This window comes from Wenzhouxiangella marina (assembly GCF_001187785.1).
Lineage (GTDB): Bacteria > Pseudomonadota > Gammaproteobacteria > Xanthomonadales > Wenzhouxiangellaceae > Wenzhouxiangella > Wenzhouxiangella marina.
The window spans coordinates 2,670,629-2,695,864 of record NZ_CP012154.1 but is presented as its reverse complement, the minus strand read 5'-3'; the positions used below and the strand labels follow the sequence as shown (position 1 = coordinate 2,695,864).

Sequence of the window (25,236 nt, the reverse complement as noted above, 5' to 3'; positions counted from 1 at the left end):
AAACACCATGCGTCATCGCAAAGCCGGGCGTAAGCTCAACCGCAATTCGTCGCACCGTCGTGCGATGTTCCGCAACATGACGGCGAGCCTGATTCAGCACGAGCTGATCAAGACCACGCTGCCCAAGGCCAAGGAACTGCGTCGGGTCGCAGAGCCGCTGATCACCCTGGCCAAGGAAGATACCGTAGCCAAGCGTCGTCTGGCCTTCAGCCGCCTTCGCGACAAGGATGCCGTGGGCAAACTGTTCAGCGAAATCGCACCGCGCTACGCCCAACGTCCGGGTGGGTACCTGCGTATTCTCAAGTGCGGCTACCGTGCTGGGGACAACGCGCCGATGGCCTACGTCGAGCTGGTGGATCGTCCGGATGCACCGGGCGCCGACAGCGCCGATTGATTTCCGGGAGCTTCAACCGGAGGTTCAGGAAAGCCCGGCCATCGTGCCGGGCTTTTTCTTTTCACTCAGGCCTCGCCTGTCCGATTGGATCGCAGGACAGAAAGGACCGGTTGTTGGCGGCAGTGCACGTAGAATGAACGGGTCATCTGCAAGGACGAACTAGCCGATGCGTAATCGGATCGCGATTTCTGCTGCCCTTCTGATCATCCTGCTGGGACTGTATGGGACCGGTGCGATCCTTCTCGACGAAGCCCGACTCAAGCGCCTGGTGGCCCAGCATATCGAGGGGGACACGGGGCGCCGTATCGAGATTCGGGGAGACCTCAGACTTCGTCTCTTTCCCGGGCTTCGTCTTGAAGCCGAGCAGGTCGAACTGTCCGGGCCGCGGGAACGGTCGGGGCCGGCCTTGCTGGAGGCCGAGTTGATGGAGATGCAGGTTCGCCTGTTGCCTCTGCTTCGGGGTGAAATGGATGCCAGAGAAGTGCGCCTTAAGGGTGCCGCCATCAATCTGCACGCATCCAGCGACGGCAGCAGCACCCTGACGGGGCTGTTGACCGGGGATTCGGGTTCCGAGACTCGTATGGGCTGGCTCAGTGGCCCGATCGAAGCAGACGATGTCCTGATCCGCCTGAGCGACGACCTCGGTGAACGGGCGGATTCGCTTGAAATCGAGCACGTCGCTCTCGAGGGCTTCGCACCCGGGGAGCCGATGCAATTCCAGTTCCGGGGCAATGTGGGGCAGCCTCCGCTGTTCGATGAGCTCGAGGTGGTCGGCCTTCTCCGGCCGCTGGACGGGGGGCGCTTCCGCCTGCAGGACATGCATCTGGAGGGGAGCCTGGAGAATGGACATTTCCTGATCAACATGGTCGGAGAACTCGATGTTCGTCCCGGCCCGCCTCTGAGCGTCAGCCTGGAAGGTGGTTTGCTCAGGATCAACGAACATGCATTCGATGCCTCGATTCAGTACACGGCCTTCGATCGACCTTACGTCAACGCTCGACTGTCCTCGGCATTCGTCGATCTCGACGTTGCCCGAATTCCGGCATTGCTGGCGGGCGAGGACGGACATCGTGAGGCTTCGAAGGTGATCGAGGCCGCGCGGGGGATGGATTTCGATCTCGAGGTGAGGGCGGACCAGGTGGCACAGCTCGGGCTGGTGATGCGGGATCTTGCCCTTCAGGCTCAGGGCCGGGACCAGCAGCTTCGGGTCGATGAGCTCAGCGCAGCCGTCCCCGGAGGTCAGCTGACCGCGCTCGGCGTCTTCGACTTGAGTGACGGTGACGTGGCGAGTCGTCTCGGATTTCGGGTGGATGCCGACCGTCTCGATGAACTGGCGCGCGCGGTACCACTCGACTGGTTGCCCGGTGGATCCGGTGCCCTGTCCATGTCCTTGAGCACCCAGCGCGACGCGGGAATCCTGCAGACCGAGGGGGAGGGGGCCATCGAGCTCTGGGCGGGCGAATGGGCGCCACTGGAGCATCTGCTTCCGCGCGGTCTCGTGCCCACGCCCGGACCCGGATTCGACTTCTTCAGCGCTCGAGTCGAGCTGCTGCAGGATCGCGTCCGGCTGCAGGAATTCCAGATGGTTCGAGAGGACCTGGTGGTTCAGGGGGGACTCGAGATCGCATTGCCCGATCGCAGTCTGAGTGGCCGTCTGGATCTGATCGGTGCCGAAGCCGTCACCCCGATCGGGTTGTCGGGGAGTCTGCTCGATCCGGAGCTGCAGTGGCCGTTGCCGAGCGAGGCACCGGGGCAGTGAACGCCGAGCGAGAAACCTATATCGGCCTGCTGGCCGCGCTGAGTGCCTTCGCCTTCTGGGGACTGGCTCCGATCTATTTCAAGTTTCTCGGCGGGGTCGGGGCGGATGAGATCATTGCTCACCGGGTGCTCTGGTCCGTGGTCTTCCTCGGTCTGGTGCTTGTGTTCCGACATCGAGGCAAATTGTTTTCACGGCTGCGCGTTTCGCGCCGGGTGCTGTTGACACTGGCCCTGTCGAGCGCGCTGATCCTGATCAACTGGTTGATTTTCGTTTATGCGGTCAATAGCGGCCGCGTTCTGTCGACGAGCCTTGGCTATTTCATCAATCCACTGGTCAATGTCGTTCTGGGCATGATCATTTTCCGCGAGCGCCTGACGGGGCTGCAGACCCTGGCGGTGCTCATTGCGGCGGCGGGCACGGGCTACATGGCATGGCAGGTCGGCGTCGTGCCCTGGATGGCGCTGGGTCTGGCCTTTTCCTTTGCCATGTATTCGGTGCTGCGCAAGCTCATCGAGGTCGGCCCGATGGTGGGCTTGTTCTGGGAGACCCTGATCGCGGCACCGCTGGCCCTGGGCTGGATCTTGCTGCTGTCCTCGGAGGGACGGATGGTTTTCGATCCCAGCGAGCCTGGCACGGCGGCTTTGCTCGCCGGGACAGGCCTGGTCACCGTGATTCCCCTGCTGCTGTTCGCTGCCGGTGTGCGCCGCTTGCCATTGAGCACCATGGGCCTGCTGCAGTATCTGGCGCCGAGCATGACCTTCATCCTGGCCGTCTTCGTGTACGCCGAACCGTTCACCTCCGACCACGCGGTCACTTTCGGTTGCATCTGGATCGCACTGATTCTCTACACCCTGTCCAGCCTCCATCGGCGTCGCCGCGCCCGTATGCCCCTGTAGAAGGCTCATGGAAAATTCAGCCAATCAACGCCCCGCCAGCAAGCAGGTGGCTTCATTGTCCGCGCTGCGGCCCTTTCTGATCCGCTACCGCTTGCAGATCCTGCTGGCCCTGGTCTTCCTGCTGATCTCGGCAGCGGGCGCCCTGGCCATCCCGGCGGCCGTGGGCCAGGTCATCGATCGAGGCTTCGTGGCCGAGGATCTGACGAGAATCAATCGCTGGTTCTGGCTGCTCGCTGGGGCCGCCGCCGTGATGGCGGTCGGCGGTGGCCTGCGTTTCTACTGGGTCAGCTGGCTGGGACAGCGAGTCGTGGCGGATATCCGCTCGGCTGTTTTCGAGCGCGTGCTGGTCATGGACCCCGCCTTTTTCGCGCGGACTCGCACCGGCGAGGTCCTGTCGCGCATCAATACCGACACGACCCTGATCGAAACGCTCGTGGGTTCGACCGTGTCCTTCGGGCTACGAAACCTGCTGATGCTGGTCGCCAGCGCGCTGGCCCTGGTGTTCACCGCGCCGTCCCTGGCCGGTGTGATCGCCCTGTTGATCATCCTGATCGTGGTGCCCGTGCTGGTGCTGGGGCGCTGGGTCCGGCGACTGTCGAGTCGGGCGCAGGATCGTATTGCCGACATCAGCGCCCGCGGTGACGAGGCGATCAACGCCATCCAGACGGTCCAGGCCTTCGCGCGTGAATCGCACGAAGCGGCGCGTTTTCGAGATATCGTCGAACAGGCCCTGGGCGCCAATCAGCGCAGAATCGCGGCCAGCACGGTGCTGATCGTGGTGGTGATCCTGCTGACCTTCTGTTCCATGACCTTTGTGCTCTGGCTGGGAGCGCGCGCCGTGTTGAGCGGCCAGATGTCCCCCGGTCAGCTCGGGCAGTTCGTCCTCTATGCCGCCATCACGGCCGGCTCGACGGCAGGTCTGTCCGAGATATGGGGACAGATCCAGCGGGCGGCCGGTGCCATGGAACGCTTGTCGGAACTGCTCCAGCTGCGCCCGCGAATCGAAAGCCCGGCGGAGCCCCGGCCGATGCCCGAGCCGCCTCTCGGTCTGAGCATCGAGGGCGTGAGTTTTGCCTATCCGGATCGGCCCTCGGAGCCGGTGCTGTCCGGTCTGGATCTCGAGATCGAGCCGGGCGAAACGATTGCCGTGGTCGGTCCTTCGGGCGCCGGCAAGTCCACGCTGTTCCAGCTGCTGCTGCGTTTCCACGATCCGGATCAGGGTCGGATCCGTCTCAATGGGGTCGATCTGCGCGATCTCGATCTGCACGAACTGCGCTCGGCCATGGGCCTCGTGCCGCAGGGTGTCGTGTTGTTCTCGGGAACCGCTGCGGAGAACATCGGCTACGGGCTCGATGCACCGGATCCGGAACTCATCGAGCGGGCGGCGCGGGCCGCGGCGGCGCATGAGTTCCTTTCCGCGCTGCCCGAGGCCTACAATAGTTTCCTTGGTGAGAAGGGACTGAGTCTGTCCGGCGGACAGCGCCAGCGACTGGCCATCGCCCGGGCTCTGGCCAAGGATCCGCCCCTGCTGTTACTCGACGAGGCCACCGCGAGCCTGGACGCCGAAAGCGAGCGCCTGGTGCAGGATGCTCTGGATGAGATCAGCCGGGATCGAACGGTACTGATCATCGCCCACCGCCTGGCGACGGTGCGGCGTGCTGACCGCATCGTCGTGCTGGAAGCGGGGCGTGTGGTGGCCCAGGGCCGCCACCAGGAGCTGATCGAGAACAGCGAGCTCTACGCGCGCCTGGCGCGACTTCAGTTTCTCGAGTAGCGCCCCGCCTACAGCGACTGGTAACGGAATTTCTGACCGCCGACCGTGACTTCCGCCATCAGGCCCCCTCGGACCAGGATGAAGGCCGCCACGCCGCGCTCGTAGCTGGTCGTGGCCGCGGCACCGGCGGTGGCGGCAACGGCCGTCGCCTGGGCCGAGAACTCGAAGTTCTCGCGCTGGAAGGTCGCCAGAGCCGCGGCGTCCTCGAAGAAGATGACCTGAGCATAGGCCTGGGCGCCGATCTGTGGCCCGATCGTGGCCTGGGACACGGATGCACGCCCGATCGGTGCGCCGCCCTGGAAGACGATCCCCCGTCCGAAGCCTCCGCCGACCCAGAATCCGCCCTTGGCAATGTCCGGAAAGATCACGTAGGCATGCGCATGATCCACCCATTGCTGGAGGCCCGGATCGCGGTCGAGGAAGCGCTCCATGGCCGCGCGAGACTCGCGGATCAGGCTGGAGTCATCGGGCGTGGAGGCGCAGGCGCCAAGCAGCAGGACGAGGCAGAGCGTGGTGAGCGATCGCAGCATGGAGCAGTTCCGTTTCGTTCGGGTCTTTCGATGGACCGTCGCCGGGCGGCGAGGTTCAGCCGGCGTTGCTGAGCAGCTGTGCGGTCACGGCGCCGAAATGGCAGATACTGCCCGCGAGCACGAACAGATGCCAGATGGCGTGGCTGTAGGGGATGCGTTCGAAATGGTAGAAGATCGTGCCGGCGGTGAAGAACACGCCGCCCAGGATCAGCAGGGTCAGGGCGGTCGGGGTCAGTGCCTGACTCAGTGGCGCGAAGGCAACCACGATGAGCCAGCCCATGCCGATGTAGGTGGCCGTCGACAGGGCCTTGAAGCGCCCGGTGAAGAAGACCTTGAAGACGATGCCGAACACCGCCAGGCCCCAGACGACGCCAAACAGGGACCAGCCCCAGCCGCCGCGGATGGCGGCCACGGTAAAGGGGGTGTAGGTGGCGGCGATCATCAGGAAGATCGCGCAGTGATCGAGCACCTTCAGGTGTGATTTCAGGCGCGGGTGCCGGACGGCGTGATAGAGGGTGGAGGCGGTGTAGAGCAGCACCAGCGCGGCCGAGAAGACCGCCGCGCTGACGATTTCGCGGGCACCTGCGTAGACGCTGGCGAGGGTGATCAACACGGCCCCGCCGCCAATGGACAGAATCACGCCGATCCCATGGGTCAGGGCATTGGCGATCTCTTCGCGATGCAGCTTCATCCCGGACATGGTGCGGATCATAGCACCAAGCGAATGCTGAACGGGGGAGGGAACGGCGTGGAATTGGGGTAGCATGACGGACCTGTTTCAATGTCCGATGAGGCTGCCCCCGTGTTTCGAACCGTATCCGTCCTGACCCTTTTGCTGGCGCTGCTGGTCGCTTGTGGCGAATCCACCGAGCCGGCACCGCGCACGACGCCGGCGCCGGAGCCGTCCATGCCCGATGAAGTCCAGGCGCCTTTTGCCCAGGTGGCCAACGCCCTGATCGAGCGCATGATCGAGCATAGCCCCGAATGGGCGGTCTACCAGGGGCGCTACGAGGGCGCAGGGCGGGTGACGATCCCGAATGCCGAGCAGCGCGCGGCCACGCTCGCCCTCATCGATCAGGCGCTGGCGGAACTGGGTGAGTACGAGCCGGAGCGCCTGGATCCTGCCGAGCGCACGGACCTGGCGCTGCTGGAAAATCGTCTGCGTGCGCTTCGCTGGTACCAGGAAGAGTTTCGTGGCTGGGCCTGGATGCCGTCCCAGTACAACGTGGCCGGCGTCATCAACGTGCTGCTCAACACCGATTTTGCCCCGCTGGACGAGCGCCTGGCCCTCATCGAGGCCCGATTGAGTCGAGTGCCCGACTACTATGCGGCGGCCCGGGCCAACCTCGAGCGCCCGACCCTGGAACACACGGAGCTGGCGATCCAGCAGAACCGAGGGGGCCTGGCCAGCCTCGGCGAGCCCCTCGAAGCCAAACTCGAGGAAGCTGGCTTCGACGATGAGGCTCGCGACCGCTTCCTGGCCGAGCTGGGCGAGGCCCGTGCCGCGATCGAGGGCTGGATCGCCCACCTCGAAGGCCTGCAGGCCGAGCTCGAGGCCAGCGGTGAGGCGCGCTCCTTCCGGATCGGTGCGGAGCTCTACGAGCCCAAGTTCGCCTTCGACATCCAGGCGGATTTCACGGCCGCGCAGCTCTACCAGCGGGCGCTGGCGGAGAAGGAGCGGGTGCTGGCCGACATGGACGAGATCGCGGTCGGTCTTTGGCCGAACTATTTCCCCGATGTCGAGCTGCCCGAGCAGCCGCGCGATCGCATCGCTCGCCTCATCGATCACCTGTCCGACCGGCATGTCACGGTCGACGAGTTCATCCCCGAAATTCGCCGGCAGATTCCCGCGCTGGCCGACTTCGTCCGAGAGCATCACCTGCTCGAACAGGACCCCGACAAGCCGCTGGTGGTTCGGGAAACGCCGGAATACATGCGGGGCGGCGGTGCGATCGCCTCGGTCAGCGCCCCGGGTCCCTTCAATCCTGGAGCCGAGACCTACTACAACGTCACGCCACTGGAAACCTACGGCGAGGAGCTGGCGGCCAGTTATCTGCGTGAATACAACCACTGGATCCTGCAGATCCTCAACATCCACGAAGCGATCCCGGGGCACTACACGCAGCTGCTGCACGCCAATCGCTCGCCCAGCCTGGTCAAGAGCCTGTTCGGCAACGGTGCCATGGTCGAAGGCTGGGCCGTCTATGCCGAGCGGATGATGCTCGAGGCCGGCTGGGGCGATCAGGAGCCCGAGATGTGGTTGATGTACGGCAAGTGGGCGCTACGAGTGATTCACAACGCCATTCTCGACTACGCCGTGCACGTCGAAGGCATGGGCCGCGACGAGGCCTTGCGGATGCTTCAGGAGGACGCCTTCCAGGAGGTCTCCGAGGCCACCCAGAAGTGGCGTCGTGTGACCCTGTCGCAGGTGCAGCTGACCTCGTACTTCTCGGGTTATGCGGAAATCTACGACTTCCGCGAGCGCCAGCGGGCGGCGCTGGGCGAGGGCTTCGATCTGGAGGCCTTCCACAATCAGTTCCTGAGCTACGGATCGGCTCCGGTCGCGGTCATTGCCGAACTGATGGGCGACTCGAGGCCCTCGAACTGACCGAGCTCGCCCGGCTCAACGGCCCGTGTTCGCCACGGGCAGTTCGCGGGTCCAGAAGACCATGGTTTTCTGGGTTTCGGCTGACTGGCCGAGATCCTTCCATGGATAGTCGACGCGCAAGGCGTCCTGGCGACGGTAGCCACGCTTCTCCCAGAAGGCATCGAGCGGCCGATAGTCGGCCGGTCGGAGCGGGTGCGAGGACGGCCTTTGAACGGCGCAGAACGTCGCCCAGCGCTTGCCGAGACGGCGGGCCTGGGCCTCGCGCTCGTCGAAGAAGCGATGCCCGATGCCCTGGCCTCGCCAGTCGGGGTGCAGCACGGACTCACCGAAATACATGATCTCATCGAGGTCGAAGCCAGCCTGCACGAAGGGCTGCTGGAACGCCGGATCGGCGCCGCGCATGGCCATGGCGGTCGCGCAACCGATGACCTCGTCGCCGTGCCGTGCGAGCACCAGCACGTGACCTTCGGCGGCCGCGAAGTGGGCCAGGTAATCGCGCTCGTAGGCCAGATCACCGTCATACAGGTAGGGCCATTCGCGAAAGACCCGAATGCGCTGCCCGGCCACCTGATCCAGCCAGGGCTGAACGGCCTCGTCCGTGAGTGATTCGATCCGCCAGTCCATCTAGCCGACCAGGCGTTGCCACCAGCGCTTTCTGGGAGGTGGCAGTGCGTCGGTCAGGGCCTCGGTGTCGGGCCGGCGACCGGCGATCAGGCGGTGCGGGAAGTCGATCGCGATCAGGTCGGCCACGGTCTGGTTGGTCCACTGGGCGATCTGCCGCTGTGCCTCGGACAGATGGGGGATGCGCCGGCGGTCGCGATGAGCATCGGAGGCCACGACATGCACCAGGCCACGCTGGACCATCTGCCGGGCGGCATCACGGATCTGCGGACCGAACTGGCCGGTGCAGCTTTGCGCCGTCACCTGGGCCAGGCAGCCCATCGAGACCCATTCCTCGAGGATCTCCGGATGCTGGCGGAGCTCGCTGTTGCGCTCCGGGTGAGCGATGATCGGTTGCAGGCCCTGGGCAATGATCTGCTCGAGCAAGTGCTCGGAGCCCATCGGCACCGTGTGGACCGGTAGCTCGACGAGTGCGGCCTGGCCCCGGTCGGCCAGCGTCAGGGCGCGTCCTGCGGCCAGCTCCGCCGGTAGTTCGGGCACCAGATGGAGTTCGGAGCCGGGCAGCAGCTTGAGCGGAATCCCCTCGGCGATCAGGGCCTCTCTCAGTTCCCGTAGGGCTCTGGCGACCTCGACGGCGGGATTGGCGTAGACCCCGTTGAGGTGATGCGGCGTGACCACCACGGTCCGGATGCCGTCTTCCACGGCCAGACGCGCCATCGCCAGTGACTGTTCGAGGTCCTTCGAACCGTCGTCGATGCCGGGGAGAATGTGGCAGTGAAGGTCGGCGTACACGGGCCTGGAAGCGCTATGGAAGGTCTTCAGCTTAGCAGATCAACCGAAGCCCACTCACTACAGGCGACCATCCACCTGCGCCCGATCCAGCGTGGCTCGCACATCGTAGAGCACGCCCTGGCTCGACAGGTAGCCGCGCAGGGTCTCGGCCTGCCGGAACTGTCCGTGCGCCACGGCATGGATCACGGCCGCATACTGGCCGCTGCTCGGTCGATCGACCAGTTCGATCCCGTATTCCTCGCGGGCCTGGGCGGCATCGGCCCAGGGGTCGTGCACGTCCACGTTCAGCTTGAAGGCCTCGAGTTCCCGGATCAGATCGATGACGCGCGTGTTGCGCAGGTCCGGGCAGTTCTCCTTGAAGGTCAGGCCCAGGACCAGGACCCGGGCGCCGGGCGCGTAGACCGCTCGCTCGGCCATGAGTCGGAGGACCTGGCTGGCCACGAACTGGCCCATGGCGTCGTTGACGCGACGGCCGGCCAGGATCACGGCCGGGTGATGGCCGACGCTCTGCGCCTTGTGCGTGAGGTAGTAGGGGTCGACGCCGATGCAGTGGCCGCCGACCAGACCGGGTTTGAACGGCAGGAAATTCCACTTGCTGCCGGCCGCGGCCAGCACGCTGGCCGTGTCCAGGCCGAGGCGGGAGAACAGGATGGCCAGCTCGTTGACCAGGGCGATGTTCAGGTCCCGCTGGGTGTTCTCGATGACCTTGGCCGCTTCGGCGACGCGGATCGACTCGGCCCGGAAGGTGCCTGCGCGAATGATCTGCCGGTAGAGGGCATCGACCGCCTCGGCGGCAGCGGGGCTGGACCCCGAGGTGACCTTGACGATGTCGCTCAGACGGTGCTGCCGGTCGCCGGGGTTGATGCGTTCCGGGCTGTAGCCGCAATGGAAGCCGGCATCGTCTTCATGCTCGCTGCCGTCGAGGTAGCGAAGCCCGGATTCGCGCTCCAGGATCGGCACGCAGACTTCTTCGGTCGCACCCGGGTAGACGGTGGACTCGAAGATCACCAGGTCACCGGGGCTCAGCGCCCGACCGACCAGGGCGGAGGCGGCTTCGAGGGGGCGGAGGTCCGGGCGCTTGGCCGAGTCGATCGGCGTCGGCACCGTGACCACGAAGACGCTCGCCGCACTCAGCGCGTCGGCCTGGTCACTGAAGCTCAGCTGGTCGGCCGAGGCCAGTTCTTCGGCGTCGACTTCCAGGGTGGCATCCCGGCCCTGGCGCAGTTGCTCGATTCGCCGGGCGTCGATGTCGAAGCCCAGGGTACGGAACTTGCGACCGAAGGCGACGGCCAGCGGCAGTCCGACGTAGCCGAGGCCGACGATGGCAATGCTCGCCTCGCCGTTCTCGAGCTGTCGCATCAATGATTCACGCATGGTGCTGGTTCCTTAGCAGCGGTAGTACTCGCGGTACCAGTCGACGAAGCGGCGGACGCCCTGTTCGACCGAGACCCGAGGGCGATAGTCGACGGCCTGGATCAGTTCACTGACATCGGCTTCCGTGTCGGGCACGTCGCCGGGCTGCAGCGGCAACAATTCCATCTCGGCCTTGCGGCCCAGGCAGTCCTCGAGAACCTGGATGTAGCGCAGCAATTCGACCGGCTCCTCGTTGCCGATGTTGAACAGGCGGTAGGGCGCGTTGCTGCGCGCCGGGTCCGGTTGATCCGATGACCATCCGGTGTCGGCCCGGGCTGGCTGATCGAGCACTCGGATCACGCCTTCGACGATGTCGTCGATGTAGGTGAAGCTCCGCTTGTGGTGGCCGTGATTGAAGACCTTGATCGGCTCGCCGGCCAGGATCGCGCGCGTGAAGAGAAACAGCGCCATGTCGGGGCGGCCCCATGGCCCGTAGACGGTAAAGAAGCGCAGGCCCGTGCAGGGAATGCCATAGAGATGCGCGTAGCTGTGCGCCATCATCTCGTTGGCCTTCTTGGTCGCCGCGTACAGGGTCAGTGGGTGTTCGGTGGACTGGTGCTCCGAAAAGGGCATCGTCGTGTTGGCGCCATAGACCGAACTGGTCGAGGCGAAGACCAGGTGGTCGACCGAGTGGTGCCGGCAGCCCTCGAGGATGTGCAGGAAGCCGGTGACATTGCTGCTCGTGTAGGCGTGTGGATTGGTCGCCGCGTAGCGAACGCCGGCTTGCGCGGCCAGGTGAACCACACGACCGGGCCGGTGCTCTTCGAACAGGCCCTCGATCGCCTCGCGATCGACCAGGTCGGCCTGCAGGTGCCGATAGCCGGGCCGTTCCTGCAGTCGGGACAGGCGGGCCCGTTTGAGCTCGACATCGTAATAGTCGTTGAGGTTGTCGAGGCCGACAACGCGTTCACCGCGATCGAGCAGCACGTGGGTGACATGAGAACCGATGAAGCCGGCGCTGCCGGTCACCAGCACAGGACCTTGGCGCGAAGTCCAGATCATGGTTCACACGATCCAGCCGAGGGGGCCCGGCGGCCGAAGGGATAGTGCTCGAAGCCTCGCTCGGCCAGGCGGTGCTTCTGCGAATGCTTGACCGCCTCGACGCCCTCGAGCACATGCAAGTCGCCCAGGCAGGTGCCGGTGACCAGGCCGACGTAACCGGTGCCGATGATGGTGATGCGCATGAGTCTGGGTCAGTCCTGCATTGAGCGAATGATAGCCGGGCGTCAGTCTGGGCCGATCGCGCGACAGCGAGATGACGATCGGTATGACGATCGTGATGACAGTCTCGGCGACAAGCGGGATGCCGATGGGGATGCCATCGCTTCGGTGATCAAGGCGAGCCCCCTGGTGAGCATCTTACAGCTGCTCGATCCGGCGGGTCAGTTCACCGACCCGGTCCTCGAGCAGGGCCTGATCGCCCCGGGTCTCGACGTTCAGGCGGATGACCGGCTCGGTGTTCGAGGCGCGCAGATTGAAGCGCCAGTTGCCGAAATCCATGCTGATGCCATCGGTTCGATCGATGACCGGATCCTCTTGTCGGTACGCGTCGAAGATGGTCTGCAGTGCCTGACCGGCATCGGGGACGGAGAAATTGATCTCGCCGCTGCACGGGTAGGCGCGGATGCGCTCGTCGACCAGTTCACCGAGGCTCCTGCCCGTGGTCGAGAGCGTTTCGGCCAGCAGCAGCCAGGGCAGCATGCCGCTGTCACAGAAGGAGAAGTCGCGAAAATAGTGATGGGCCGACATCTCCCCTCCGTAGAGCGCGTCCTCGGCTCGCATCCGCTCCTTGATGAAGGCATGGCCGCTCTTGTTGATCAGGGGAACGCCGCCGGCCTGCTGCACCTGATCCAGGGTGTTCCAGATCAGGCGAGGGTCGAGGACGATCTTGCCGCCCGGCTGCTTTTCGAGCAGGGTCGCTGCGAACAATCCCACCAGGTAGTAGCCTTCGATGAAGCGGCCGTCCTCGTCGAAGAAGAAGCAGCGATCGAAATCACCGTCCCAGGCGATGCCGAAATCGGCATCGGCCTGGCGCACCGCCTGACTGGTTTCTGCGCGGTTCTCCGGTAGCAGCGGGTTGGGAACGCCGTTCGGAAAATGGCCATCGGGCTGGTGGTGCAGACGACTGATCTGCAGCGGCAGGTGCCGGGCGATGGCATCGAAGGCCGGGCCGGCACAGCCGTTGCCGGCATTGACCACGACCTTCAGGGGTCTGAGTCGGTCGGCCTCGATCTGGCCGAGCATGCGGGCCACGTACTGGTCCAGCACGTCTTCCTGGCCGGTCGTTCCGGCTTCGACGTCGGCGGCGGGAAGGCCCTCGGCCACCGCATGCTCGATGTCCTTCAAGCCCGTGTCCGCGCTGATCGGAATGGCCTGTTCGCGCACCATCTTCATGCCGTTGTAATCGGCCGGATTGTGGCTGGCAGTGATCATGATTCCGCCACCCATGCCCGGGCGCGAGGCCGCATGGTAGACGAGTTCGGTGCCGCAGAGCCCGATATCGATCGTGTCGGTGCCGGCCTGGTTCAGGCCTTCGGTCAGGGCCTGGGCGAGTTCCGGGCTCGATAGACGCATGTCCCGTCCGATGACGACCGGGCCGGTCGGGCCGATGATCCGGGCGTAGGCACGACCGATCGCTTGCGCTCGCTCGCTATTGAGGGACTCTGGAACGCGGCCGCGCAGATCGTAGGCCTTGAAGGGCGAGTGTTCGAGGGTTTTCATCGGGCAGCGCTCTGGTTGACGTGGACTCAGGCGCGACGAATGCTGTTTTCGTCCAGCTCCACGCGTCGTTCCTGATGCAGGAGGCGCAGCAGCACGATGACGCGTTCATCGCCGGTTCTGGCCTGGAACAGGGCCCGGTAGCCGGCGCAGGGGCCCTCGGTGATCTCGATAAGCTCGTTCGGCTGATAGTCGATCGCACCGGCCAGGTTGATGACGCCCTGATCATCACATCGCTGACGCAGGCTTTCGATGACCTGGTCGGGCACGATCGGCGCCTGCAGGCCCAGCCGGACCAGACCCACGGTACCTCGAGTCGATCGGATCGTGCTCCAGTCGTCCACACCCCGGTGCAGGCGGACGAACAGGTAGCGGGGAAACATGGATTCGTGCAGGACCTGACGGCGGCCCGGTTGGGCGCGACGCACGCGGGTCTTCGGTCGGAAGATCTCGAAGCCCTGATTGAGCAGGTGCTCCTCCGCGCGGGCATCCTGACGAGGCTTGCAGAACACGGCATGCCAGTGCCGGTCCTGATGATGCGAAGTTGGATCGATCATGATCCTGTCATCTAGGCGTTCAGCTTGTTCAATCGATGAACATTGTGCCTGCCATGACAAGTCTGGCGCAACCGCCAATGTCCCCCGATGCCTTGCCTCAGCGGTAGCGAACTGGACGGACGCGGTAGCTGGAGTCCCGGGAATACTCCAGGGTCAGCCCATAGTAGAAGCCGATGAACCAGGCGTCACCTTCTTCCTCGGTGTCCAGGCTGCTCGTCCAGAAGCCTGCCCAAGGGGTGTCGGGAAAGATATCATCATTGATGGCCGGTGCTTCCCGACACTTCTCCACGATCGTCTCCAGCTCCTCTCGAGTCGGCAACCGCCAGTCGGTGTAGCCACCCAGTTCGCCGGTTCGGTTGAGTTCGTCGATTGCAGTCTGCGCTTCGCTCCAGGTCATCGATTCGGCCTGGCCCGTGCAGCTGTCGCGACTCCAACCCTGACCCAATGCGCATTGCGCCCACTGCAGGTCGGTACGGACGTGAATCACGGTGCCATCGCGAGGCAGCTCGAATTCGTCGCTGGGGGTGCTGGCTTCGTCCTCACCGATCCCGAGCTGACAATGACTGTCTTGAGCGACGGTGGCGGTGGAAAACGCCATCAGCAAGAGCAGCGTCAGCGTGGTTCGAATTCGGAGTTGTGTCATGAAGAACATCCTTGTTGACAGGCAGTTTCAGTCTGCTTCCGCCAGCGCCAAGCGCTGTGCTTCAAGCGACTCTGCAGTGAGGACCTGCCTTGAGCATGTCCACCCCTTTCCTTTCAGCGCCCGGACCGTCGCTCGAAATCCAACTCGAAGACGCTACCGATCAAGGCACGATCATTATGAAATGCCGGTATTGGACATGCAAGTGATTGCTGCGGTTCGGCGCAGGGCGCCGGGGCTGCAGCCGGTCCAGCGGCGAAAGGCGCGATTGAAGTTCGACGGATCGGCGTAGCCGAGCTGTTGAGCGATCTCGGCCAGGGGAATGCGGGTGTGGCGCAGCAGGTCCTCGGCGATGGCCTGGCGAGTCCGATCGACGAGCTGTCGATAGTCCACGCCTTCGTCGGCCAGGTGGCGACTCAGGCTGCGTGACGATCGTCCGAGTTCCCGTGCAACGGCCTGCAGACCGGGGTTTCGACCGCCGTGTTCGAGCAGGACCAGCGAGACCTGGCCGCTGATCGGCCGATCTTCGGGATCGCGGAGCAGGCGCTGGCAGCGGTTGCGCATCAGGGCGTGCAGTTCGGGGTCGGCCAACGGGCAGGGAAGGTCCGCGCAATCGCGGGGAACCCGCAGGGCCAGGCGCTTTCCGCCGGTGATCAGGGGGCCGGGCAGGGCCTCGCGCAACGCGGTGGCTTGATGCTCGGCCGGCCAGGGCAGTTCGGTGATCAGGCGCTGTGCGTCCGAGCCCATCAGGGGAGCGATCAGCGCACACAGGGCCAGCAGGTTGATTTCCATGAGCCGTTCACCCGGGCCCGAGAGCGGAAAGCGCTGCGACAGGACCAGCACCCGGTGGTCGGACTCGTTAACAAGGCGAAGGCAGGTCCAGGGTGCCCGGACCGGCTCGAACCGAACCAGGGTGTCGAGCGCCTGGCCCAGATTCGATGCGCTGATCGTGGCCAGACCCAGCGGACCGTGCTGCGCCGGGTCCAGGCTCATGGCCGGCGCCGCATGCCAGCCGGGCGGCAGGCGTTCGTCGAGGAGGCCCAGCAGATCCAGTAATTGAGAGAGGGGAAGGGGAGGGCCGTTCAGGCGCGCCGGGTCGAGTCCGGCCAGATCGAGCAGCTGTCGACGCTCGTCGGGTTCCCGGGCCACCAGGTCCAGAAAGCGCATCACGTAGCTGATCGGCAGGCCCGGATCCGGTGGCGAGGCTGAGCTTTGGCGAGAAATGACCATCATGCGGCCAGTTCTACCCTAGTCGCCGGTCCCCGGCAAGCCCAGACTGACCCCATTCGAAACCACGGTGAGCTTGCCCATGAACTCGATTCCCGCCCAGATGAGTGCCCCGGCCGCGTATCGCGACCGCAAGCGCTACGCCTGGCTGCTGTCGGTGTTGTACCCGCCGCTGCCGCTGTACGCGGTCGGCCTGCATCACCTGACTGGCCAGGAGGCCTGGTTTCTGCTGCCGCTGCTGCTGACCTATGGCCTGATTCCGCTGCTCGATTACCTGCTGGGCGAAGATGCCGGCAACCCGCCCGAAGCGGCCGTGCCCGAGCTGCAGGCCGATCGCTACTACCGCTGGCTGACCTGGCTCACCGTGCCCCTGCATCTGATCACGCTCGTCGTGGCCTGCGCGTATGCCGTCACCGCCGGCCTGGGTCTGTCGGCCTTCCTGCTGTTGGCTCTGGTGACCGGGCTGGCGTCGGGAATGGCGGTCAATACGGCCCACGAGATGGGGCATCACCGCCATCCGGTCGACCAGGCCCTGAGTCGGATCGCTCTGGCCGTGCCCTTCTACGGGCATTTCACGGTCGAGCACAACTACGGGCACCACAAGCAGGTGGCCACGCCCGAGGACAGCGCCAGCGCGCGCCTGGGCGAGACGATCTACGGCTTTGCACTGCGCGAGATTCCCGGTGGACTGAAACGCGCCTGGCGGATCGAGCGCGCACGTCTGGCTCGTCGCGGGCGCTCGATCTTCAGCCTGCACAACACGATTCTGCAGTCGAACCTGATCGCGCTGCTGCTCCAGGGGGCGCTGATCTGGCTGTTGGGCTGGCCGGCGCTGGTGTTCCTGCTCGTCCACAACCTGGTCGCCTGGTTCCAGCTGACCAGCGCCAACTACGTCGAGCACTACGGGCTGCTCCGCAGGCGTCTCGCCGATGGTCGCTACGAGCGCTGCCAGCCGCACCACAGCTGGAACAGCAACCACGTCATGTCCAATCTGCTGCTGTTCCACCTCGAGCGCCATTCAGACCATCACGCGCATCCCGGTCGACGCTATCAGTGCCTGCGCGATTTCGACGACGTGCCGCGCTTGCCCAGCGGCTATTTCGGCATGTTCCTGCTGGCCTATCTGCCGCCGCTATGGTTCCGTGTCATGAACCCGCGATTGATGGAGCTACCGCACGTCGATGGTGAACTCGCCCGGGTCAATCGCGGAAATTGACTCGGACGCTCATCCTTCCTTCGGATTGTCGGGGTCCTCCCAGTCGCCGCGCTTCCAATCGATGGCGGCCTGTAGAAGCTCGCGAGAATCGGACAGGTTCAGCTTGCGCTTGATGTTGGCGCAGTGGGACTCGACGGTCTTCGGGCTGATGTTCAGCTGCTCGGTGATCTCGCGGGTCGACAGAAGTTGTCCAAGGTACTCGAAGATCTGCAGCTCTCGCGTGGTCAGGTCGGGTGGGGAGGGAGAAAGGGTCTTTGAGAGAGCGCAGCGACGACAGGCGTCGGGACAGATGGATGCAGAGTCACAGTCGATCATCACGTCGAGCGATTCCATCAGCTGTTCTTCGCTCGCTTGCAGCGGCATCAAACCGCAGAGATGGCGTCGCTCGATGGGCAACTCGGCGCCGGCCTGTTGACGTTCGGAGATCAGCAGGATCTTCGGCTCATGTGGCTTGTCGGGAAGGGCATGCGCAATGGATCGACCGAGTTGTGCGTCGAGGATCAGGACGTCCGTCTTGCCTTCCTTGATGCTCTTGATCGCCTGCGGCGGGGAGTGCCTGGCGATATTCAAGAGATGGCTCTCTTTGGATTTGAGAGATTGTTCCAGGCCTATGGCCAGTAGATCGCTTTTCAGTACGATGGATACCTGAACGACAGGCGTGTTCATGCGTTCAAAGAATGGTTGCAGAGTTCAATCGCATTAGCATACACGCATGGACCGAGATATTGACTCAGGGAAACCCTGATGGACAGTCCCCTGGCCGCCTGTTGACAATACGGGCTGAAAGGGATTTGTAGCGTTGGCGATGACATGGAAGTGCGCGTTCTCCTCGTGCCGTGGGTCGCCGAAGAAATCCGATTCAATTCAGATGAACGGCATTGAAGGGGTGCATGGCTGATGTTGGTGATTCAATTCCCGTGGACTGGCGCGCAAGATTGATCGTGTATGCGTGAAATGAGTCGCAAGCCAAGGGGCGCCGCATCGAGCTTGCCTCGGTTTGCGGCAGCCGATTGTCTGATTCAACCGATCCGACAGTCCATCGAAGGGACCGACCCAGTCCTACTGAAGGTTCCGGATCATGGCCATGTCTGGATCGACCCCGTTCGCAAGCTGTTCAAGTCCCATATCCGCTCCGAGGAAGGCTTCTTTACTGCTCGGCCCGAGGCCTTGATCATGCAAGCAGACTCGGCATCGCCCGATGGCGGTGCGCGCGCACTCGATGAACTGTTGTATCGGGCAGGATGGTTCGCCTCCGACTCGGCGCTGATCGACGAGTGCCATCCTTATGACATCATCGAGATGCGGCAATGGCCGAACTTCACTCGGCTGCCTCACGCCCAGTCCCTCTTTGCCCTGGCCTCACTGCTGGCGAGGCGTCCGAGCAGCATGTCGATCGCCTATCGCAAGCTTCGCGTGCCCCAGACCGAAGCGCTGCGCTTCTTCAACGCGGTGGTCGCGGCCGGGTACGTCCGCGTCGTCAGTTCCCAGCCCGATTCCGTGTCTGCACCGGCTTCGAAGGATGCCGTTGAGGCGCCCGCGGCCGGGGGGTTCTGGTCGCGCCTGTTCGAACGCATGTCCGGATTGTGAGTATGCGTGGCCAACTCGATCGCATTCTGTTCGCCGGTCCCGTCGGCGCCGGCAAGACCTCGGCCATCGCTGCCGTCAGTGATAGCCCCGTGTCTCGTACGGAGGCCGGAGCCAGCGATGAGGTCCGGGAGCGCAAGGCGCAGACCACCGTGGCGATGGACTACGGCACGCTGGACATCGATGATCGAACCACGATCCAGCTGATCGGCGCGCCGGGACAGGAACGCTTCAGCTTCATGTGGGACATCCTGGCCGAGCGGGCGATCGGCCTCGTGCTGTTGCTCGATCATGCGCGGCCCGATCCCCTTGGTGACCTCGAGTTCTACCTGAAGGCGTTTCGCTCTCTGATGGATCGGGCGGGGTCGGGCACGGTGGTCGGCATCACGCGCTGTGATCTTTCCGAAGCCGTCGATCTCGAGCCCTATCGCCTTGCCTTGCAGGAAGAAGGTTTGAGTCTGCCCGTTTTCGAAGTCGATGCGCGCGAGCGCGATGATGTGAAAGTGGCGCTGCTGGCGCTGGTGGCCGAGCTGCATCCGATGGTTCATCGACATCATTCCCGCTGAGCTTCGCCGCGCGGAGGCCGTTGGCGCCAGGACACCGTACAGACTTCTGGATCCCGTCGCGTCACTCCACGACGAATGACCCGAGCACGCTTTCTCCGAGTTTTCGTGCCAAGCATTCCTCCGACCGTGTTTCGCTATTCGCAGCGCGGGATGCGAACTGGGTCACTTTATTTCCCGTTACGGTGAAATTTTTAGGGGAATCCTCTATGGACATTTTTCCCAATGGATCTAGTCTCTGAACTTCATCAGGCTGAGATTGGATCGCAGGTCGATGTCCAGTGGCAGCCCTGAACTTGATGGTTTCTGCAGTACACGCCGACTGAAGGGAGGCATGAGGCGCCGCGGTGTGGCGGTCGCCTGATGATCAGACTGGCTCCAATACCAAAATCGAGTGATGGCCGGGCACGCTGTGCCGTGGCGGTTGATGACTTGACCGTCGCTTCAGCGCAGCAGTGGATCTGGCCATGGACAGGAGACCGATGATGTCGAACAAGGCATCGTCCATCGGAGAGCAGCCCCTGTGGTTGCAAGGTTTCGGCGTTGGCTATGGCGACCGAGTGGTCCTGGCCGAAGTCGACCTGGAGCTGTCCGGCGCCGGCCTGCATGCGCTGATGGGGCCGACCGGCGTCGGCAAGTCCACTTTGCTTCGAGCCATCTGCGGAATCGCGCAGCAGAGCGGCAGCTTCAAGACCTGGGGGGAGATGCGTTATCTGGGCTTGATCGCCGGCCAGGCCGGGTGGCCGAGCCTGGTCGCTCAGGACGCTCGCCTGTTCGTTTCGACGGTTCGGGAAAACCTGCTGCACGGCCTGAATGAACGACATCAGCTTGATCGAAGGCAACAGACGCGGCAGGTGCTGGACTTGCTCGCGCAAATGGATTGCGAATGGTTGGAATCCTTTCTGAATACGCCCGTACTTGAACTGGAGCTCTATGCCCAGCGTGTGGTGGCGATTCTGCGCCAGGTGCTTGGCGAGCCGGTATTGCTCTGTGTCGATGAGCCCACGGTGGGCCTGGACGAGGATGGTTCCACGCTCGTGATGGACCTGCTCAAGCGCTGGTCGACGACCCATTGTGTGCTGCTTGCGTCGCACCATCAGGCGCAGATCCGTCGCCATGCGGATTGGGTGGGCATGCTGGTGTCCGGACGAATCGTCGAATGGGAAAGTTCCGAGCGCTTCTTCGACGGGCCTGCGTCCGAGGCCGGTCGCGAGTTCGTCGATCGCGGGACCTGCAACAGCCCGAGACCGGATGCGGCTGCCGAGGAACTCGACGAGTCCTGCCCACCCTTGCCTCCCTTGCCCGAGCCGGCCCGCAAGGCGATGAGTGCCTGGGCGGGTCCCAACGGCTTTGCCTGGCTGGACAAGGGGCGCCTGGCGGGAACGCCTCGTCCCGGCGTGGTCAACGATCTCGAAGACGATCTGGACGCCCTTCAGCGCGTCGGCGTCACGCGCTTGCTGACCCTGCTCGAAGAGCCACTCGACTTCGATGAGGCCTTGGCAGAACGCGGTATTCAGGCCCGACACGTTCCAATCGATGACATGACGGCACCGACCAATCTGCAGGCCATCGGTTTCTGTCAGCAGATCGATCAGTGGCTGAATGAACAAGAGGTCGTGGCGGTGCACTGCCATGCCGGGCACGGGCGCACCGGGACCGCTCTGGCCGCCTGGCGCATCTGGCGCGGTGACTCCGCAGCCGAAGCGATCGACGGCGTTCGAAAGATCGAGCGGCGATGGATTCAATCCCTCGAACAGGTCCAGTTTCTGGAGCGCTTCGAGGAGTTCCTGCAAGAACGAAGAAATGGATAGTCGGGGACGGCGTGCTCCGGTCTTTCCGTATCGCCGTCATGGCGATATCCAGTAACACGCTTTCAAGGAGGAAGAAATGTCAGATCTTGATTCAGTACTGCAAAGAGCGATTCAGTCGATCCCGGAGTGTGTGGCCGGTGGGTATGTCGATCTGGAGTCGGGGATGCTGATCGGCATCAAGACGGTGGATTCCCACCCGAGTGAAGTCATGGACATGCTGGCGGCGGCCACTGCCGAGATGTTCCAGGGCTCGAACGTCGTGGCGATCGAGCGGATGTTCAAGAAGGCACGCGGTGTCGAGGACGATGGGTCCCACTATTTTCAGGAAATGATCGTCAACAGCGACAACCTGATTCATGTCTTCATTCGCTCCAAGCGAAGTCAGGAACAGGTAGCCTGTTTCGTCTGCCGTCGATCGGCCAATATGGGCATGGTGTTGACCAAGGTTCGCCAGGCTCTGCCGGAAATCGAAGCGCAGGTCTGACACGCTGCACTACCCGGACGTCGATCATCGATGTCCGGGGACTTTTCAAATCGCTCTTGGAGTCGCCCTATCCCATGGATATCAAGACTGTGTCGCAAGGGGCCAAGGCCTCGGAGATTCGCTCCATCCTTCGCAAGCTGATGAGCCAGGGTGAGAAGGGGGTCAGAGCGGCGGCGGCCATCAGCAGCGATGGATTGGTGATCGCATCGGTGCTTCAGCAGGGCGTGGATCCGGATCGCTTCGCCGCGATGTCCGCCTCCCTGCTGGCGTTGGCCGAACGTGCCATCGAGGAAACCCAGCGTGGCACGATGCGTCAGCTGCTGATCGAAGGAACGAATGGGGCCGTGTTGCTGGTCCAGGCCGGGGACGATGCGGTGCTGGCCGTATCGACCGACCCGGGCGCCCTGATCGGCAAGATCTTCCTGGAGGCTCGACGGGCTGCCTCGGAGCTGCGACTCAGTCTTGAGTCTGCCTGAGTCCTTGGGCCCGCGCTGACTCGCGGTGCCGGCGACCGATTCGCCCGGTGTTCTCGAGTGACTTCTTGCGGTGATCCTGAAAGGGGCGGGCTGGGTGTTCCCAGCCCGCTTCAGTCCTTGCAGGGCCGCTGCGTAAGGGTCTGAGGCGCCCGCTTGATGCTATCATTGCGGGCTTTGAGCCATTCGGGAAACGCGGCCGTGTTCGACGACAAATACACCATCGCAGGATTCGATCCGGAGCTGGCCAAGGCGATCGAAGCCGAGGAGCAGCGCCAGGAAGATCACATCGAGCTGATTGCCTCGGAGAACTACGCCAGCCCCCGGGTGATGGAGGCGCAGGGCTCGGTGCTGACCAACAAGTACGCGGAAGGCTACCCTGGCCGTCGCTACTACGGTGGCTGCGAGTTCGTCGATATCGCCGAGGAGCTGGCCATCGAGCGCGCCAAGGCCCTGTTCGGGGCGAGCTATGCCAACGTCCAGCCGCACTCGGGCTCGCAGGCCAACCAGGCGGTGTTTCACGCCCTGCTTCAGCCGGGCGATACGATCCTCGGCATGGATCTGTCCGAAGGCGGGCATCTGACCCACGGCGCCAAGGTCAATGTCTCGGGCAAGCTCTACCATGCCGTGCACTACGGCCTCGATCGGGCCACCGGGCAGATCGACTACGTCCGCATGGCCGAGCTGGCCGAGGAACATCGTCCGAAGCTGCTGATCGGCGGTTTTTCGGCCTATTCGCGGGTGGTCGACTGGGCACGCATGCGCGAGATCGCCGATTCGGTCGGCGCCTGGTTCCTGGTCGACATGGCCCATGTGGCGGGCCTGATCGCCGCGGGCGTGTATCCGAACCCGGTGCCGCACGCGCACGCCGTCACCTCGACCACGCACAAGACCCTGCGCGGCCCGCGTGGCGGGATCATCCTGTCTTCCGTTGACGACGAGGCGCTGACCAAGAAATTCAATTCCCTGGTCTTCCCAGGTTGTCAGGGCGGGCCGCTGATGCACGTCATCGCAGCGAAGGCGGTGGCCTTCAAGGAAGCCCTGGAGCCGGAGTTCAAGGCCTACCAGCAGCGCGTCATCGACAATGCCCGGGCGATGGCGGCCACGGTGCTGGAACGCGGCTACAAGGTGGTGTCCGGAGGGACCGACAATCACCTGTTCCTGATCGATCTGATCGATGCCGATATCACCGGCAAGGACGCCGAGGAAGCGCTCGGGCGTGCCAATATCACGGTCAACAAGAACACCGTGCCGGGCGAGCCGCGCTCGCCCTTCGTGACGTCCGGGCTTCGTATCGGGACCCCGGCGGTGACCACGCGAGGATTCCTGCCGGAGGACTGCGCGCGCCTGGCCGGCCTGATCTGCGACGTGCTCGATCACATGGGCGACGAGTCGGTCATCGAGCGGAGCCGCGCCTCGGCGCTCGAGCTGTGTCGCCAGTATCCGGTCTACCGTGCAGCCTGATCCGCGTCTGTCTTCACCGTTTTCTCCGGGACGTCCGCGATCCGCGGCGTCTGGTGCGAAGCGCGGGCCGGGCTGATTCGGCATGTGGTGTCCATTCTGCAACCACACCGACACCCGGGTGGTGGATTCCCGGCTGACCTCCGACGGATTTCAGATCCGTCGGCGTCGCGAGTGCGCCGAATGCGGCGCCCGTTTCAACACCTATGAGACGCCCGCGCTCAAGGCCCCCAACCTGATCAAGTCCGACGGTTCGAGGGAAGCCTTCAGCGAGGACAAGCTGCGCGGCGGCATGCTGAAGGCACTGGAAAAGCGGCCCGTCGAGACGCAGGAAGTGGAGCGCTCGATCCGCAAGCTGGTCCGCCAGATCCGCACCCTGGAAGAGCCCGAGATTTCCAGCCAGCAGATCGGCGACTGGGTGGCCGGCGAGCTGGCTCGCCTCGATCAGGTGGCCTACGTGCGCTTCGCCTCGGTCTATCGTCGCTTCGAGGACGTCCAGGCCTTCCGTGAGGAGATCGAACGGCTCGAGCGGGAACACCCCGGCACCATCGACCGGCGCCAGATTTCCCTGCTGGAAGAGCGGGCAGACAAGGACGACTGAGGCGCACGGCCCGGTAGCTTAGAAGATGATGACCGCCTACGAATTCAGCGCCGATGATCACCGTTTCATGGCCGAGGCCCTGCGCCTGGCCGAGCGCGGCCGCTTGACCGCCGACCCGAATCCGGCGGTGGGTTGCGTCATCGTTCAGGATGGCGAGATCGTCGGGCGCGGTTTCCATCGAGCCGCCGGCGAAGCGCATGCCGAGGTGCATGCGCTTCGCGAGGCGGGCGTGCGGGCGCGAGGTGCGACCGCCTACGTCACGCTCGAGCCCTGCAGCCATCATGGTCGGACCCCGCCTTGCGCGGAGGCGCTCATCGAGGCGGGCATCGGTGAAGTCATCGCGGCCATGGTCGATCCCTTTCCGGCCAACGCGGGCAATGGGCTCGACCGCCTGGCGCGGGCCGGCATCAAGGTTCGTTCCGGCCTCATGGAGCCGGCGGCAAGAGCCCTGAACGCCGGATTCGTCAGCCGCTTCGAACGCGGGCGTCCCTGGGTTCGGGTCAAGCTGGCGATCAGCCAGGATGGCCGGACGACCGGGCCGGACGGGCGCTCGAAATGGATCACCGGCGCCGCCGCACGTCAGGACGTTCAGCGCTGGCGCGGGCGGGCCTCGGCGATTCTGACCGGCATCGGGACCGTCCTCGCCGACGATCCGCACCTCAATCTGCGTCTTCCCGGCATCGATCGCTGGCCCTTGCGGGTGGTGGTGGATTCCCGCGCCCGCCTCACCGAGCGTGCCCGCATGCTGCAACTCAACGGCCGGGTGCTGGTGGCCACGGCAGGCACCGTTTCACCCTGGCAGCGCGACGGGGTCGAGTGGCTGGCGTTGCCGGCACCCGATGGGCAGCGCGTGGACCTTGCGGCCCTGATGGGGGCGCTGTCCGAACGGGCGGTGAACGAGGTGCACGTCGAAGCGGGGCCGATCCTGGCTGGAGCGCTGATCGAGGCCGGCCTGGTCGATGAACTGCTCGTCTACCAGGCCCCGGTGCTGCTCGGTGAGGGCTCGCCCATGCTGGCGCTGCCGGGGATGGAAAACTTCGATGATCGCCACCATCTAGAATTGCTGGATGCCCGTCGGATCGGTGCCGACTGGCGTTTCCGCTATCGCCTCTGA

Annotated in this window: 26 protein-coding genes; 14 read left to right on the top strand and 12 right to left on the bottom strand. The window is 64.3% G+C overall.

The features are described 5' to 3' along the window. Positions 1-7: 7 nt before the first annotated feature. The 4 genes from rplQ to WM2015_RS11440 all read left to right on the top strand — a co-directional run bounded on the left by rplQ (position 8) and on the right by WM2015_RS11440 (position 4,823). On the top strand, positions 8-394 hold the full coding sequence (gene rplQ, locus WM2015_RS11455; RefSeq protein ID WP_049726175.1) for a 50S ribosomal protein L17: 387 nt from the start codon (positions 8-10) through the stop codon (positions 392-394). A gap of 166 nt (positions 395-560) precedes the next feature. Beyond that, complete coding sequence (locus WM2015_RS11450; RefSeq protein WP_049726174.1) at positions 561-2,153, top strand: AsmA family protein; 1,593 nt, start codon at positions 561-563, stop codon at positions 2,151-2,153. Then, on the top strand, positions 2,150-3,049 hold the full coding sequence (gene rarD / locus WM2015_RS11445) for an EamA family transporter RarD (RefSeq protein ID WP_169751061.1): 900 nt from the start codon (positions 2,150-2,152) through the stop codon (positions 3,047-3,049). Before WM2015_RS11450 ends, rarD begins: the two co-directional genes overlap by 4 nt. A gap of 7 nt (positions 3,050-3,056) precedes the next feature. Continuing rightward, the gene (locus tag WM2015_RS11440; RefSeq protein WP_049726173.1) at positions 3,057-4,823 is read left to right on the top strand and encodes an ABC transporter transmembrane domain-containing protein; all 1,767 of its coding nucleotides are present in this window, start codon (positions 3,057-3,059) and stop codon (positions 4,821-4,823) included. Positions 4,824-4,831: 8 nt separating this feature from the next. Here WM2015_RS11440 and WM2015_RS11435 read toward each other — a convergent pair whose 3' ends face one another. Beyond that, positions 4,832-5,353: a YSC84-related protein gene (locus WM2015_RS11435; RefSeq protein WP_049726172.1), complete on the bottom strand. Its 522-nt coding sequence runs from the start codon at positions 5,351-5,353 to the stop codon at positions 4,832-4,834. A gap of 55 nt (positions 5,354-5,408) precedes the next feature. Further along, on the bottom strand, positions 5,409-6,053 hold the full coding sequence (gene trhA / locus WM2015_RS11430) for a PAQR family membrane homeostasis protein TrhA (RefSeq protein ID WP_211260926.1): 645 nt from the start codon (positions 6,051-6,053) through the stop codon (positions 5,409-5,411). Between the two features lie 102 nt (positions 6,054-6,155). Here trhA and WM2015_RS11425 point away from each other — a divergent pair, with 102 nt between their 5' ends. Further along, the gene (locus tag WM2015_RS11425) at positions 6,156-7,961 is read left to right on the top strand and encodes a DUF885 domain-containing protein (RefSeq protein WP_049727073.1); all 1,806 of its coding nucleotides are present in this window, start codon (positions 6,156-6,158) and stop codon (positions 7,959-7,961) included. 15 nt (positions 7,962-7,976) lie between these two features. Here the strand turns inward: WM2015_RS11425 and WM2015_RS11420 are convergent, their stop codons facing one another. The 9 genes from WM2015_RS11420 to WM2015_RS11380 form a co-directional block, all read right to left on the bottom strand. Beyond that, positions 7,977-8,585, bottom strand: coding sequence for a GNAT family N-acetyltransferase (locus tag WM2015_RS11420; RefSeq protein WP_049726170.1), 609 nt, complete (start codon positions 8,583-8,585; stop codon positions 7,977-7,979). Beyond that, positions 8,586-9,374: a tyrosine-protein phosphatase gene (locus tag WM2015_RS11415; protein ID WP_245609761.1), complete on the bottom strand. Its 789-nt coding sequence runs from the start codon at positions 9,372-9,374 to the stop codon at positions 8,586-8,588. A gap of 57 nt (positions 9,375-9,431) precedes the next feature. Beyond that, positions 9,432-10,748 (bottom strand): nucleotide sugar dehydrogenase, encoded by a 1,317-nt coding sequence (locus tag WM2015_RS11410; protein ID WP_245609760.1) that lies wholly within the window; start codon positions 10,746-10,748, stop codon positions 9,432-9,434. A 12-nt stretch (positions 10,749-10,760) separates the two neighbouring features. Then, positions 10,761-11,789 carry an NAD-dependent epimerase gene (locus tag WM2015_RS11405; protein ID WP_049726167.1) on the bottom strand — a complete coding sequence of 343 codons (1,029 nt, stop codon included), beginning with the start codon at positions 11,787-11,789 and terminating at the stop codon, positions 10,761-10,763. Then, on the bottom strand, positions 11,786-11,971 hold the full coding sequence (locus tag WM2015_RS11400; protein WP_049726166.1) for a hypothetical protein: 186 nt from the start codon (positions 11,969-11,971) through the stop codon (positions 11,786-11,788). The genes WM2015_RS11405 and WM2015_RS11400 overlap by 4 nt, the downstream gene beginning before the upstream one ends. A gap of 175 nt (positions 11,972-12,146) precedes the next feature. Further along, on the bottom strand, positions 12,147-13,508 hold the full coding sequence (locus WM2015_RS11395; protein WP_049726165.1) for a phosphohexomutase domain-containing protein: 1,362 nt from the start codon (positions 13,506-13,508) through the stop codon (positions 12,147-12,149). 26 nt (positions 13,509-13,534) lie between these two features. Next, complete coding sequence (locus WM2015_RS11390; RefSeq protein ID WP_049726164.1) at positions 13,535-14,062, bottom strand: transcription termination/antitermination NusG family protein; 528 nt, start codon at positions 14,060-14,062, stop codon at positions 13,535-13,537. A 97-nt stretch (positions 14,063-14,159) separates the two neighbouring features. Further along, on the bottom strand, positions 14,160-14,705 hold the full coding sequence (locus WM2015_RS11385; RefSeq protein ID WP_169751164.1) for an Lcl C-terminal domain-containing protein: 546 nt from the start codon (positions 14,703-14,705) through the stop codon (positions 14,160-14,162). A gap of 174 nt (positions 14,706-14,879) precedes the next feature. Further along, positions 14,880-15,935, bottom strand: coding sequence for a helix-turn-helix domain-containing protein (locus WM2015_RS11380; RefSeq protein WP_049726162.1), 1,056 nt, complete (start codon positions 15,933-15,935; stop codon positions 14,880-14,882). Positions 15,936-16,011: 76 nt separating this feature from the next. On the opposite strand from WM2015_RS11380, the gene WM2015_RS11375 reads away from it, so the two are divergent. After that, on the top strand, positions 16,012-17,145 hold the full coding sequence (locus WM2015_RS11375) for an alkane 1-monooxygenase (protein WP_049726161.1): 1,134 nt from the start codon (positions 16,012-16,014) through the stop codon (positions 17,143-17,145). A gap of 9 nt (positions 17,146-17,154) precedes the next feature. Here the strand turns inward: WM2015_RS11375 and WM2015_RS11370 are convergent, their stop codons facing one another. Further along, positions 17,155-17,811, bottom strand: a complete 657-nt coding sequence (locus WM2015_RS11370; protein ID WP_082169688.1) for a response regulator transcription factor — start codon at positions 17,809-17,811, stop codon at positions 17,155-17,157. A 507-nt stretch (positions 17,812-18,318) separates the two neighbouring features. Here WM2015_RS11370 and WM2015_RS15895 point away from each other — a divergent pair. From WM2015_RS15895 to ribD, 8 genes are all read left to right on the top strand, one after another. Continuing rightward, positions 18,319-18,732, top strand: a complete 414-nt coding sequence (locus WM2015_RS15895; RefSeq protein WP_156201130.1) for a hypothetical protein — start codon at positions 18,319-18,321, stop codon at positions 18,730-18,732. A gap of 2 nt (positions 18,733-18,734) precedes the next feature. Continuing rightward, a complete protein-coding gene (locus tag WM2015_RS11360; RefSeq protein ID WP_049726158.1) occupies positions 18,735-19,295 on the top strand; it encodes a GTP-binding protein in 561 nt (186 codons plus the stop codon). Positions 19,296-19,777: 482 nt separating this feature from the next. After that, the gene (locus WM2015_RS11355) at positions 19,778-21,103 is read left to right on the top strand and encodes a phosphatase domain-containing putative toxin (protein ID WP_169751163.1); all 1,326 of its coding nucleotides are present in this window, start codon (positions 19,778-19,780) and stop codon (positions 21,101-21,103) included. Positions 21,104-21,179: 76 nt separating this feature from the next. Further along, on the top strand, positions 21,180-21,587 hold the full coding sequence (locus WM2015_RS11350; RefSeq protein ID WP_049726156.1) for a hypothetical protein: 408 nt from the start codon (positions 21,180-21,182) through the stop codon (positions 21,585-21,587). A 74-nt stretch (positions 21,588-21,661) separates the two neighbouring features. Next, positions 21,662-22,063: a roadblock/LC7 domain-containing protein gene (locus tag WM2015_RS11345; protein ID WP_049726155.1), complete on the top strand. Its 402-nt coding sequence runs from the start codon at positions 21,662-21,664 to the stop codon at positions 22,061-22,063. Between the two features lie 198 nt (positions 22,064-22,261). Continuing rightward, positions 22,262-23,524 carry a serine hydroxymethyltransferase gene (gene glyA / locus WM2015_RS11340; protein ID WP_311550196.1) on the top strand — a complete coding sequence of 421 codons (1,263 nt, stop codon included), beginning with the start codon at positions 22,262-22,264 and terminating at the stop codon, positions 23,522-23,524. An 82-nt stretch (positions 23,525-23,606) separates the two neighbouring features. Continuing rightward, positions 23,607-24,122 carry a transcriptional regulator NrdR gene (gene nrdR / locus WM2015_RS11335; RefSeq protein WP_049726153.1) on the top strand — a complete coding sequence of 172 codons (516 nt, stop codon included), beginning with the start codon at positions 23,607-23,609 and terminating at the stop codon, positions 24,120-24,122. A gap of 25 nt (positions 24,123-24,147) precedes the next feature. Then, positions 24,148-25,236, top strand: a complete 1,089-nt coding sequence (gene ribD, locus WM2015_RS11330) for a bifunctional diaminohydroxyphosphoribosylaminopyrimidine deaminase/5-amino-6-(5-phosphoribosylamino)uracil reductase RibD (protein WP_245609759.1) — start codon at positions 24,148-24,150, stop codon at positions 25,234-25,236.